The sequence below is a fragment of the Enterobacter vonholyi genome (genome assembly GCF_008364555.1).
GTDB lineage: Bacteria > Pseudomonadota > Gammaproteobacteria > Enterobacterales > Enterobacteriaceae > Enterobacter > Enterobacter vonholyi.
In genome coordinates this window covers 137,565-150,184 of record NZ_VTUC01000038.1, presented here as the reverse complement: position 1 = coordinate 150,184, position 12,620 = coordinate 137,565, and the positions used below count along the sequence as shown (strand labels likewise).

Here is a 12,620-nt window from a genome sequence, read left to right as displayed (position 1 = left end):
ACCGGGCATTACGTGCTTTAGCGTTTTGAACCGTAATAGACTTCGTTCCAGCGCAGCGCGTCCTTGAAGGCGGGCAGGCGGGTATCGTTATCAATGACGGTCAGCTCGATATCGTGCAGCTCGGCAAACTGACGCATGTCGTTCAGATCCAGCGCGTGGCTGAAGACGGTGTGGTGCGCGCCGCCGGCCAGGATCCAGGCTTCTGAAGCGGTCGGCAGATCCGGCTGTGCTTTCCACAGGGCGTTGGCGACCGGTAGTTTCGGCAGAGAATGTGGGGTTTCAACCGCATCGACGCAGTTCACCAGCAGGCGGAAACGATCGCCCAGATCGATCAGGCTGGCGTTGATGGCCGGGCCCGTGCGGGTGTTGAAGATCAGACGCGCCGGATCGGCTTTACCGCCAATACCGAGGTACTGCACGTCCAGGATCGGTTTTTCCTCTACCGCGATGGAAGGGCAGACTTCCAGCATGTGCGAGCCGAGCACCAGGTCGTTGCCGTTTTCGAAGTGGTAGGTGTAGTCCTCCATAAAGGAGGTGCCGCCCTGCAGACCGGTCGACATCACCTTCATGATGCGAAGCAGAGCGGCAGTTTTCCAGTCGCCCTCGCCCGCAAAGCCGTAGCCCTGCTGCATCAGGCGTTGTACCGCCAGGCCCGGCAGCTGTTTCAGACCGTGGAGATCTTCAAAGGTGGTGGTAAAGGCGTGGAAACCGCCCTGTTCCAGGAAGCGCTTCATGCCCAGCTCGATGCGCGCCGCGTCCAGCACGTTCTGGCGCTTGTCGCCGTTGATTTGTGCCGCAGGCGTCAGGCGGTAGCTGCTTTCGTATTCGTCCACCAGCGCGCTCACGTCGCCATCGCTGATTTCATTCACCACCTGCACCAGGTCGCCCACGGCCCAGGTATTCACGGAGAAGCCGAACTTGATCTGCGCGGCCACTTTGTCGCCGTCGGTGACCGCCACTTCACGCATGTTGTCGCCGAAACGCACCACTTTCAGGTGGCGGGTATCCTGCTTAGAGACTGCCTGGCGCATCCAGGAGCCGATACGTTGTTGCGCTTTGCCATCCTGCCAGTGGCCAGTCACGACCGCATGCTGCTGACGCATACGCGCGCCGATGAAGCCAAACTCGCGGCCGCCGTGCGCGGTCTGGTTCAGGTTCATAAAGTCCATGTCGATGCTGTCCCACGGCAGGGAGGCGTTGAACTGGGTGTGGAACTGCAGCAGCGGTTTGTTGAGGATAGACAGGCCGTTGATCCACATTTTTGCGGGGGAGAAGGTGTGCAGCCACACCACCAGACCGGCGCATTTATCGTCGTAGTTGGCGTCGCGGCAGATGTGAGTGATTTCGTCCGGCGTTGTGCCCAGCGGTTTCAGCACCAGTTTGCACGGCAGCTTGGCTTCCGCATTCAGCGCGTTAACGACGTGCTCCGCGTGTTTTGTCACCTGCTGCAGCGCTTCCGGTCCGTACAGATGCTGGCTGCCAATCACAAACCACACTTCATAGTTATTAAAAATGGTCATCATCGTGTCCTTAATGGGTCAGGGTTGCCGTAGTGTCCGCGGTGCTTTTGGCCGGGGCGGCGACAGGGAGATAGTGAAGTTCGGCGCTTTTTGCCCATTGCTGGTAGCGCTGATAAAGCTGTTCAAAGCGTTGTGCCTGCTCGGCACGCGGCTGGAGCGTATTTTCGACGGCGCTCGCCATATGCTGCTGAGCGGTCGGGATATCCGCATGGACGCCTGCGGCCACGGCGGCGAAAATCGCCGCGCCCAGCGCGCAGCACTGATCGGAGGCCACAATCTGCAGCGGACGGTTCAGCACGTCGCAGCAGGCCTGCATGATCACCGAGTTTTTACGGGCAATACCACCCAGCGCCATCACGTTATTCACGTCGATACCCTGCCCGGTGAAGCACTCCATAATCGCGCGGGCGCCGAAGGCCGTTGCGGCAATCAGGCCGCCGAACAGCGCAGGCGCGTCGGTCGCCAGGTTGAGATCGGTAATCACCCCTTTCAGACGCTGGTTGGCGAACGGCGTACGACGGCCGTTAAACCAGTCCAGCACCACCGGGAGGTGATCGAGAGAAGGATTTTTTGCCCAGGCTTCGGTGAGCTGCGGCAGGAGCTGCTTTTTGCTCTCGGCTATCCGTGTTTTCAGTTCAGGATGCGCCGCCGCCAGCTGGTCCAACGGCCAGCCCAGCACGCGGCCAAACCAGGCGTAGATATCGCCAAACGCGGACTGACCGGCTTCCAGGCCGATGAAGTCCGGCACCACGCTGCCGTCAACCTGTCCGCAGATGCCTTTCACCGCGCGGTCGCCGACGGTGGCTTTATCCGCCGTCAGGATGTCGCAGGTGGAAGTCCCGATGACTTTGACCAGCGTGTTTGGCTGTGCGCCCGCGCCCACGGCGCCCATATGGCAGTCAAAGGCGCCGCCGGAGATCGCCACGTTCTGCGGCAGACCGAGGCGCGTTGCCCACTCTTCGCAGAGGGTGCCGACGGGAACATCGGCGGTGAAGGTGTCGGTAAACAGCGGGTATGTCAGCCTCTTGTTGATAATCGGGTCGAGTTCATCAAAGAACGCGGCAGGCGGCAGGCCGCCCCAGCTTTCATGCCACAGGGATTTATGCCCGGCGCTGCAGCGACCGCGGCGGATATCCTGCGGGCGGGTGGTGCCGGAGAGCAGGGCAGGCACCCAGTCGCACAGTTCAACCCATGACGCGGCAGCCTGCGCAACGGAGTCGTCGGCACGGGTGACGTGGAGGATCTTGGCCCAGAACCATTCGCTGGAGTAAATCCCGCCGATGTAGCGCGAGTAGTCTGTTTTGCCGGGCTGATGGCATAAGCGCGTAATGGCTTCGGCCTCTTCCACGGCGGTGTGGTCTTTCCACAGCACGAACATGGCGTTCGGGTTGTCGGCAAACTCCGGGCGCAGCGCCAGCACGCGTCCTTCGGCATCCACAGGGGCTGGCGTGGAGCCGGTGCTGTCGACGCCAATCCCCACAATCTCAGCTCGCTGGGCGTCAGTCAGTTCGGCCAGGACGGTTTTGATCGCCGCTTCCATCGACTCGATATAGTCACGCGGGTGGTGGCGGAACTGGTTGTTCGGCGCATCACAGTAGCGCCCCTCTTGCCAGCGCGGGTACCACTCAACGCTGGTTGCTATCTCCTGGCCGGACGTACAGTCCACTGCCAGCGCGCGAACCGAATCGCTGCCAAAATCGAGGCCAATCGCAATTGCCATGGTGTTGCTCCATCGAAAAAACAGGTATGGAAGAACATTAGAGACTGGGGGAAAAAGTCGTCAGGCAGGATCCGCTAATCTTATGGACTAAATTGCTGTTACAACGGAAAGTGTGACGCCGTGCAAATATTCAATGTGGACATTTCTGCCGCACTTATAGACACTTTTGTTACTGGTTATCTGCTTGCTCTGGCGAAGAAATCAGGGGGAAAGGCTGAAACATGGCGGACGTAAAAGCGGCGTGATGCTTTTTAGATCTTTACGCGGGCCATTTTTAAGCTGCTTTTAGTGATATGGACAATTGGTTTCCTTCAGGACCCTTGGGAGAACTGAATCTATGGCCGAAACGCAAAACGATCCCCTGCTGCCGGGATACTCGTTTAACGCGCACCTTGTGGCGGGACTGACCCCTATCGAGGCTGAGGGATATCTCGACTTTTACGTCGACCGACCGCTTGGGATGAAAGGGTATATCCTCAACCTCACCGTGCGAGGGGAAGGAATCATCAAGAACGGTGACCAGCAGTTTGTCTGCCGCCCAGGGGATATCCTGCTGTTCCCGCCGGGTGAGATCCACCACTATGGCCGTCATCCTGAGGCCAAAGAGTGGTATCACCAGTGGGTTTACTTCCGTCCGCGCGCCTACTGGCAGGAGTGGCTTTCCTGGCCAGCAATTTTTGCGCACACCGGTTTTTATCGCCCGGACGAGGTTCATCTTGCGCAGTTTCGCGAGCTTTTTGCCCAGATTATCGAGGCAGGGCAGGCCGGTGGTCGCTATGCCGAACTGCTGGCGATAAACCTCCTTGAACAGCTGCTGCTGCGACGGATGGAGGCGATTAACGAGTCGCTTAACCCGCCGCTGGATAACCGCGTGCGCGACGCCTGCCAGTACATCAGCGACCACCTGGCCGATAGCCAGTTTGATATCGCCAGCGTTGCTCAGCACGTCTGCCTGTCGCCGTCGCGGCTGTCGCATCTGTTCCGCCAGCAGCTGGGCGTCAGCGTATTGAGCTGGCGTGAAGATCAGCGCATCAGCCAGGCGAAACTGTTGCTCAGCACCACCCGGATGCCCATCGCCACCGTGGGACGCAACGTAGGCTTTGAGGATCAGCTCTATTTCTCCCGCGTATTTAAAAAATGTACCGGTGCCAGCCCGAGTGAATTCCGCGCGGGATGTGAATAAACGGTAAAAAAAGATAAACAAACAGGTGAATGCGGAAAGCAACCTGTAAACTATTCAGACAATTGTTGCCTTGACGCGGTGCGGGGCGCTAAGCAGAATCGCTGATTCGTTTTCTGACCGGAATAGTTATGCAGGCATTGCTGGAACACTTTATTACCCAGTCCGTTATGTACTCGCTCATCGCCGTGGCGCTGGTGGCGTTTCTGGAGTCGCTGGCGCTCGTCGGGTTAATCCTGCCCGGCACCGTAATGATGGCAGGGCTTGGTGCGCTGATTGGCAGCGGCGAGGTTAATTTCTGGCAGGCGTGGCTCGCCGGGATTATCGGCTGCCTGCTCGGCGACTGGATCTCCTTCTGGCTGGGCTGGCGCTTTAAGAAGCCGCTGCACCGCTGGTCGTTCATGAAAAAGAACAAAGCCTTGCTGGATAAAACCGAGCATGCGCTGCATCAGCACAGCATGTTTACCATCCTCGTCGGGCGCTTTGTCGGGCCAACGCGTCCGCTGGTGCCAATGGTGGCCGGGATGCTGGATCTGCCCGTCGCGAAATTCGTGGTGCCGAACATTATCGGCTGCGTCTTCTGGCCGCCGTTCTACTTCCTGCCGGGGATCCTCGCGGGTGCTGCCATTGATATTCCGGACGGGATGCAAAGCGGTGAGTTTAAGTGGCTGCTGCTGGGCACGGCGCTGCTGCTGTGGCTGGCGGTCTGGCTCTGCTGGCGACTGTGGCGCAGCGCTAAAGCCAGTGTCGATCGCCTGACGCGCTACCTCCCGCGTACTCGCCTGCTCTGGCTGGCTCCGCTGACGCTGGGTGTGGCTGCGGTAGCCCTGGTCGCGCTGATTCGTCACCCGCTGATGCCGGTGTACGGCGAAATTCTGCTGAAGGTGGTGAGCCGTTAATGTTTATTCCCTCTCCCTGTGGGAGAGGGTCAGGGTGAGGGCATCAGACGGCACGAATGCCCAACAGTGAAGACGCCCCCGCTTTACCACTCAGCAGCTCTTCCGTCTTCCCATCCCACGCAATTCGCCCTTCGGCAACCACCACCGATCGCGGCGCAATCCGTGCTGCATCCTCAATACTGTGCGAAACCATCAGCATCGTCAGCTGCTGACGCTGGCAGACCTCCTGCACCAGGGCGAGCATCTCCTGACGCAGCGCGGGATCGAGCGCCGAGAAGGGCTCATCCAGCAGCAGAAGCGGCTGCTCGCGCACCAGACAACGCGCCAGCGCCACGCGCTGACGCTGGCCGCCGGAGAGCTCGCCCGGCAGCCTGTCGATGAATTCAGCGATCCCCATCTGTGCGGCAATCACTTCAAGTTTTTCGCGTTGGGCATCGTTCAGCCTGAGCCCCGGATGCATTCCCAGCGCGATGTTTTGCCGCACCGTCAGATGGGTAAACAGGTTGTTTTCCTGAAACAGCATCGACACAGGACGTTTAGCCGGAGGGGCGTTGGTGAAATCACGATTATCGATGGCTATCGACCCGCTGGCAGGTTGCAGAAAGCCGGCGATCAAATTGAGCAAGGTGCTTTTCCCGGCACCGCTTGGGCCAAGCACCGCAATCCGCTCGCCCTGCTGAACGGAGAGTGTGAAGCGCATCGGCAGATGCTGATAGAGCCAGGTTACATCAGTCAGTTTTAACATCACGCCCCGGGAGTTTTTCGATAACGGTAAATAAGGCAAAGCACAGCAGCAGCAGTAACAGCGCGGTAACCGCGCCATCCTGACTGCGGTAAGAGCCGATTTGCTGATAAAGCCAGTACGGAAGCGTGCGGAAATCGTCATTGCCGAACAGCGCCACGACGCCAAAGTCTCCAATAGAGAGCACGCAGGCAAACGCCAGCGCCTGCGCCAGCGGGCGTTTTAGCGCGCGCAGTTCGACTACCTTCAGCCGCTGCCAGCCCTGCATCCCCAGCGACTGGCACAGCAAACCGTAGCGGCTGTTGACGTCGCGCATCGGGTTTTCCAGCACCTTGAGCGCGTAGGGGATGGCCATTAAGGCGTTGGTGAAAATCACAATGCCATCTGCCCTTTCCGGCAGGCCGAAGGTGCTGTTAAACAGTAAAAAGAAGCCCGTTGCCAGCACGATGCCCGGCATCGCCAGGATCAGCATGCCCGTCAGCTCCAGCATTTGTCCGGCTTTTTGCGCCTGGCGGGCGTAGAGCTCACGGCTGCTCCACAGCAGCATCATGGTCAGGAGGACGCACAGTAATCCGGCAGCGAGGGCGATACGCAGCGAGGTCCAGGTGGCTTGCCAGAGAACGGGCTGTTGCAGGACGGACCCGAGATTGAGGTTCAATCCGTCAACAATAACGGCCATCAGCGGCGGCAGCAGTAGCAGAAGCGCCAGCGCGATCAGGATAAAATCACTGACGCGGCTGTGCAGGCTGTCCTGCGGATCGCGCCAGCCGGTTATTTGATGACTGCCAGCGGGAATGGCTTTACTCAGCCGCTGGCTCAACAGCACCAGCGCAAGACAGCACGCCATCTGCACCATCGCCAGCAGCGCGGCGCGACCGGGATCGTAGTCGTAACTCAGCGCCTGGTAAATCGCCAGCTCAATGGTGGTGGCCTGCGGCCCGCCGCCGAGTGACAGCACGGTGGCAAAGCTGGCAAAGCAGAGCATAAAGATTAACGCCGCCACGGGCGGGAGCTGGCGGCGAAGCCACGGCCATTCGACAAAGCGGAAGAACGACACGCCGCGCATGCCGAGCTGGGCGGCAATCTGACGCTGTTCGCCGGGAATATTTTCCAGCGCCTGCAAAAAGAGGCGCGTTGCCATCGGCATATTGAAAAATACGTGCGCCAGCAGAATGCCCTGCAGTCCGTAAGGCGAGAATGACCATTCCAGGCCAAGCTGACCGAACAGTGAAGACAGCCAGCCCTGGCGACCGTAAACGCTTAGAATACCAAATACCGCCACCAGCACGGGCAGGATCAGCGTCATGGCGCACAGGCGCAGCAGGGCCTGCCTGCCGGGAAATCGCCGTCGATACAGAGCGCGTGCCAGAAAAATAGCCGGGATCACCGACAGCAGGGCAGAAAGAGACGCCTGCCAGAAGGAGAACCGGATAACGTGCCAGAGGTAGCTGTCGTGCCAGAGGGCGAGCAGGTCGCTCCCTGGCGCGTTAAACCACAATGCAAGAAAAGCCCCCAGGCTGACCGCTACCATCACGGCGGCGGCGAGCAGCCCGGGAAGTAACCAGCCGGGAATCAACGGCTGACGGCGCGTTGCCATTCGCTTACCCATGCGGCACGCTGCGCGGCGACCTGCTGAGGCGTAAACTCCAGCGAGGTTTTCGGTTTGGTCAACTGCTCGAAACCTGCAGGCAGCGCAACGTTAGTAACCGGATACATCCAGTTGCCCGCTGGAATGGCGTTCTGGAACGCCGGTGAAACCATAAACTTCAGGAACTTCTCGGCCAGCTCCGGCTGTTTGCTGGCAGCGGTACGCGCGGCCACTTCCACCTGCAGATAGTGCCCTTCTGCAAAATCTGCGGCTGCATAGTTGTCTTTCTTCTCGGCGATAATGTGGTAGGCCGGGGAGGTGGTGTAGCTCAGCACCAGGTCGCTTTCGCCTTTGAGGAACAGGCCGTAGGCTTCGCTCCAGCCTTTGGTCACGGTGACGGTTTTAGCGGCCAGCTTCTGCCATGCTTCCGGTGCTTTATCCCCGTAGACCTTTTGCATCCATAGCAGCAGGCCCAGGCCCGGCGTGCTGGTCCGCGGATCTTCGTAAATTACGCGCCACTTCTGATCGCTTTCGACCAGCTCTTTCAGGCTCTTCGGCGGGTTTTTCAGCTTATTTTTGTCGTAAACAAAAGCAAAGTAGCCATAGTCGAACGGCACAAAGGTGTCGTTCTTCCAGCCGCCCGGCACGTTAACGGCATCTGCCGCGACGCCGCTTTTGGCAAACAGTTTGGTTTGCGAGGCGGCTTCCAGCAGGTTGTTATCCAGCCCGAGCACCACGTCGGCTTTACTGTTTTTACCTTCCATGCGCAGACGGTTGAGCAGCGACACGCCATCTTCAAGCGCCACGAACTTTAGCTCGCAGTTGCAGTCCGCTTCAAAGGCTTTTTTGACAACCGGGCCAGGACCCCAGTCGGCAGAGAAGGAGTCGTAGGTGTAGACCGTCAGGACGGGCTTGGCAAAAGCAGGCAGCGCGAACAGCGCCAGCAGGGGGAGAACTTTTTTTAACACTTTGCACCTCAGGGTTGAGTGGCAAAGGATTTTGAGCGACAGCCTCAAATCCCTTCGCCGGCGTTATCCGGATCAGGTTCGACGGGTATTATCTCAGCGCACATCTGTGATGCAGCACCCCGTTGAGAACGGCGCTATTGTAATGATTTGGTGAATATTACGAAAGCGTTATGGCTCCGGGGGCGCAAACCAGGCGGATTTAAAATCAAACCAGCCCAGAGTGTTCATCCGCAGGCCGCGCATGCTGCGCTGGCCCTGAATCATCAGCCAGTGGTGGATCAGCGGGACGATCGCCTGCTCGGCCAGCAGCTGCTGGCACCAAACGGCAAGGTTCATCTCGCCCGATCGCCACAGGGCGGCGTCCTGCTGCCAGTCCCGATCGATGCAGTGCTGGATCAGCGGTACTTCATACAGATGTGAAAATAATGAAAAATCGAGCGGCAGGGTAAAATTAGCGCTGTTGAGCCAGATATCGCTGGCGATCTCTCCCTGATGCCATTCGTCATAGTCCACTTCTCTTACCTCTAACTTGACCCCCTCGGCTGCCAGCAGGCGGGTCATGATCCTCGCGATAAAACGATGCTCCACGTGCTCGCGGTAGTAGGTCAGGGTGATGGACTCCAGCCCTGCGGGTTTGTCGCAGTGCGACGGCCGGGCGTGGTGCCAGCGCGGAAGCAGGCCGTAGGCCGGAAACCAGTATGTCTGGTACTGCTCTTCCGCATGGTAGATCAGATTGGAAGGGGACAGCACGTGGCTGATCCACTTGCGGACGCCCTGGTTTGCCCCGCGGTGGGTACGGCGGTCAAACAGGAGATAGTAGCATCCTTCCTCCAGGCGGCTCTCCACGGCCTTTTCTCCGGTGGTGGGGCCTTCAAGCGTCAGACCGCAGCTCAGGTCTTCATTGAGATCAGGCAATACCCACACGTTCACTTCGTCGATCAGCGCCCGATAGCCAAAGTAGTCATCGAACGCGCGGATTTTCAGCTGGTTGCTGTTATTGCGGGACACGGAGTAGGGCCCGGTGCCAATCGGCAGGCTGGCAAAATTGTTCAATGATTCCCACTCGCCGGGCAAAATCATCGACGGCACATAGCCCAGCAGCCAGGGAAGCCACTTGTCCTGCTGCGACAGCTCAATGTCCAGCGTCCAGGCCGTGGGGGAATGGATGCGCGAAATATGCGAGTAGAGCGGCAGCCTGCGGGCGCGTTCCAGAGAGGCGATGACGTCGTGCATCTCCAGCTCGCGGCCGTGGTGAAAGTGGATGCCGGGGCGTAAGAAGAAGCGCCAGTGGCGCGGGGAAAGCTGCTGCCAGTGGTGCGCAATATCCGCCTCCAGTTCCCCGTTTTCCTCATTTATGCGCGTCAGGCCGCTGAAGATTTGTCGGGCCATGTGGGTTTCCGAGCGGCGTAACGCCGTGCCGGGCAACAGATTTTTCATCGGACGGTAATAGAGCACCCGCAGAATGTGTCGGCCCTGACGAAAGCTGCGTCCGAGATGGGAGACCAGCATCTGGCGCACGGCGGCCTTGTCGCCCACCAGCTGGACCAGCTGATCGATGCGGTCCTGTTCGAGCAGATCTTCTGCGCGCTGCTGCTGCAACGCCAGTCCGGTATACAGGAAGGTCAGCCGCGAACGTTTGCCGCGTCCCGCTTCCGCTTCCCAGCTTAACCACCCCTGCTGCTGCATGGTGTTGAGCAGCGTGCGCATATGACGGCGGGAACAGCTAAGCAGGTCCGCCAGCTCGTTGAGCGTGGTCTCCTGCGATTGTCCCTCGCAGCACTGCCAGAGGCGGATAAACTGTTGTTGCAGACGACCGGAAGGCATAAAAGGGGAACTCCTGACAAAAAACCAGCAATTTATTTATCCCTATATTAGGCCAATAATTCTCCTCGATGAAGCGAGGAGGTAAATTATGAAGAGGTCTACCGCACGTCAGTTTTATCAGCAGTACTTTTCAGCGACAAAAGGATCGTCCTGGCTGGCCCGCCGGTGTGCAGAGCAACGGCTGAAAACGTTAGAAGAATTGATGCAGTGGGACGTTACGACACCGACCTCTTCCCGCTAACTCGCCTCGATCATGTGTGACTGAGTATTGGTGCTTATCACCCGCCAGCAAAATGTTTTTGCTGGCTTTTTTCGTTTACTATTCACCCAATTTCGATTCGCTTTCACAAGGACTTGCGCATGCTGTGGTTGATGACGATGGGGCGACGCCTGAACGGCGTGTATGCCGCTTTTATGCTGGTGGCCTTTATGATGGGCGTGGCGGGGGGGCTTCAGGCGCCGACGCTGAGCCTGTTTCTCAGCCGCGAGGTGGGGGCTCAGCCGTTTTGGGTCGGCCTGTTTTATACCGTCAATGCCATTGCCGGGATCCTGGTCAGCCTCGCGCTGGCGAAACGATCGGACAGCCAGGGCGATCGCCGCAAGCTGATCCTCTTTTGCTGCGCCATGGCCGTGGGTAACGCGCTGCTCTTTGCTTTCAATCGTCATTATCTGACGCTCATTACCTGCGGCGTGCTGCTGGCGTCGCTAGCGAACACCGCTATGCCGCAGCTGTTCGCCCTGGCCCGTGAATATGCGGATAACTCCGCGCGGGAAGTGGTGATGTTCAGCTCGGTGATGCGTGCCCAACTCTCGCTGGCGTGGGTCATTGGTCCGCCGCTGGCCTTTATGCTGGCGTTGAACTATGGCTTTACCACCATGTTCTCCATTGCGGCAGGGATTTTTGTCATCAGCCTGGCGCTGATAGCCTTCGCACTGCCGTCCGTGGCCCGCGTCGAACAGGCGACGGATAAACCTGTTACCCAGGTGAGCGGCTGGCAGGACAAGAACGTCCGCATGTTGTTTATTGCCTCGACGCTGATGTGGACCTGCAACACCATGTACATTATTGATATGCCGCTGTGGATCAGCAGCGATCTGGGCTTACCGGACAAGCTCGCGGGGATCTTAATGGGAACCGCCGCCGGGCTGGAAATTCCGGCGATGATTCTGGCGGGCTATTACGTTAAGCGCTTTGGAAAGCGTCGGATGATGATCGTCGCCGTGGCGGCCGGGGTACTGTTCTACGCAGGGTTGATCCTTTTCCATTCGCGTGAAGCGTTGCTGGCGCTGCAGCTGTTTAACGCCGTGTTTATTGGAATTGTTGCCGGGATCGGCATGCTCTGGTTCCAGGATCTGATGCCCGGCCGTGCAGGCTCGGCAACGACGCTTTTTACCAACAGTATTTCAACCGGCGTGATCCTGGCGGGTGTGATTCAGGGGGCGCTGGCGCAAAGCTATGGCCATGCGTCGGTCTACTGGATGATTGCGGCGCTCTCCGTCGTGACGCTCCTGCTGACCTGCCGCGTAAAAGACGTGTGATCGGATGAGTGAAACAGAGCCCGGGAGCACCGGGCTCTGCGAACCGTTTTATTCGGAATACTGATATTTACGCTGCGCGCGTAGCGTCAGGTACATATGAACGAGTCCCATGAAGCCGTGTGCCCAGAAATATGTCTCAATAAAAACTGTCAGGAATTTATGCAAGTCTAAGATGGATTCCGTGACGGACGAAACCGGCCCAAGCGTGGCGTTCAGCACGAACCAGGCCGCGCCGCAGAGTGCAACGCCCAGCAGCGCCAGCACACCCAGACCTTGCACCGTTGCCGCCATACCGCCAGCATGCGCGTCAGGTAACTGACGCTGCGTGAGGGTGCGAATATCTTCAACGATTCCACGAAAATCCAGCGCCAGCCAGGCGAAGTAATACTTAAATCCGCGCTGGGTTAACATCCATGCCATCATGGCAATACCACAAAAAATTAAACCAAACCCTGAGATAACATGGATCCAGGTGACAATTCCGTTCAGTCCGGATTCGTGGAGGGCCTCGCTTTCGGTGAAATTAGAATTGATAATTTGGGCTAGCACCAGTATGGCTACAAGAATGTGCAGTACGCGAAGAAAAGGCGTTTCTTTATGGGGAAGCGTATTACGTAGCGTTGGGTTCATCGCTTTTTAC

General features: G+C 58.5%; 11 protein-coding genes and 1 riboswitch. Of the genes, 4 read left to right on the top strand and 7 right to left on the bottom strand.

Going from position 1 to position 12,620, the window contains the following annotated elements; genetic code table 11:
- Nucleotides 1–17: 17 nt before the first annotated feature.
- A complete protein-coding gene (gene araA, locus F0319_RS21345) occupies nt 18–1,520 on the bottom strand; it encodes an L-arabinose isomerase (protein ID WP_032649842.1) in 1,503 nt (500 codons plus the stop codon).
- Between the two features lie 10 nt (nt 1,521–1,530).
- Nucleotides 1,531–3,240, bottom strand: coding sequence for a ribulokinase (araB, locus tag F0319_RS21340; RefSeq protein ID WP_149367726.1), 1,710 nt, complete (start codon nt 3,238–3,240; stop codon nt 1,531–1,533).
- 337 nt (nt 3,241–3,577) lie between these two features.
- Here araB and araC point away from each other — a divergent pair, with 337 nt between their 5' ends.
- Together araC and F0319_RS21330 are read left to right on the top strand one after the other, a co-directional pair.
- Nucleotides 3,578–4,423, top strand: coding sequence for an arabinose operon transcriptional regulator AraC (araC, locus tag F0319_RS21335; RefSeq protein ID WP_149367725.1), 846 nt, complete (start codon nt 3,578–3,580; stop codon nt 4,421–4,423).
- A gap of 128 nt (nt 4,424–4,551) precedes the next feature.
- Nucleotides 4,552–5,319 carry a DedA family protein gene (locus tag F0319_RS21330; protein WP_111964056.1) on the top strand — a complete coding sequence of 256 codons (768 nt, stop codon included), beginning with the start codon at nt 4,552–4,554 and terminating at the stop codon, nt 5,317–5,319.
- Nucleotides 5,320–5,362: 43 nt separating this feature from the next.
- Here the strand turns inward: F0319_RS21330 and thiQ are convergent, their stop codons facing one another.
- From thiQ to sgrR, 4 genes are all read right to left on the bottom strand, one after another.
- On the bottom strand, nt 5,363–6,064 hold the full coding sequence (gene thiQ, locus F0319_RS21325) for a thiamine ABC transporter ATP-binding protein ThiQ (RefSeq protein ID WP_149367724.1): 702 nt from the start codon (nt 6,062–6,064) through the stop codon (nt 5,363–5,365).
- Nucleotides 6,048–7,658, bottom strand: coding sequence for a thiamine/thiamine pyrophosphate ABC transporter permease ThiP (gene thiP, locus F0319_RS21320; protein ID WP_149367723.1), 1,611 nt, complete (start codon nt 7,656–7,658; stop codon nt 6,048–6,050). The genes thiQ and thiP overlap by 17 nt, the downstream gene beginning before the upstream one ends.
- Nucleotides 7,634–8,617: a thiamine ABC transporter substrate binding subunit gene (gene thiB, locus F0319_RS21315; protein WP_069303662.1), complete on the bottom strand. Its 984-nt coding sequence runs from the start codon at nt 8,615–8,617 to the stop codon at nt 7,634–7,636. Before thiB ends, thiP begins: the two co-directional genes overlap by 25 nt.
- Nucleotides 8,618–8,648: 31 nt before the next feature.
- Nucleotides 8,649–8,749, bottom strand: a riboswitch (TPP riboswitch).
- Nucleotides 8,750–8,785: 36 nt separating this feature from the next.
- Nucleotides 8,786–10,441 carry an HTH-type transcriptional regulator SgrR gene (sgrR, locus tag F0319_RS21310; RefSeq protein ID WP_111964052.1) on the bottom strand — a complete coding sequence of 552 codons (1,656 nt, stop codon included), beginning with the start codon at nt 10,439–10,441 and terminating at the stop codon, nt 8,786–8,788.
- Between the two features lie 88 nt (nt 10,442–10,529).
- Here sgrR and sgrT point away from each other — a divergent pair, with 88 nt between their 5' ends.
- Nucleotides 10,530–10,682, top strand: coding sequence for a glucose uptake inhibitor SgrT (gene sgrT, locus F0319_RS21305; RefSeq protein WP_023334488.1), 153 nt, complete (start codon nt 10,530–10,532; stop codon nt 10,680–10,682).
- A gap of 119 nt (nt 10,683–10,801) precedes the next feature.
- A complete protein-coding gene (locus F0319_RS21300) occupies nt 10,802–11,980 on the top strand; it encodes a sugar efflux transporter (protein WP_149367722.1) in 1,179 nt (392 codons plus the stop codon).
- A gap of 48 nt (nt 11,981–12,028) precedes the next feature.
- Here F0319_RS21300 and F0319_RS21295 read toward each other — a convergent pair whose 3' ends face one another.
- Nucleotides 12,029–12,610: a cytochrome b/b6 domain-containing protein gene (locus tag F0319_RS21295; protein WP_149367721.1), complete on the bottom strand. Its 582-nt coding sequence runs from the start codon at nt 12,608–12,610 to the stop codon at nt 12,029–12,031.
- Nucleotides 12,611–12,620: the final 10 nt, after the last annotated feature.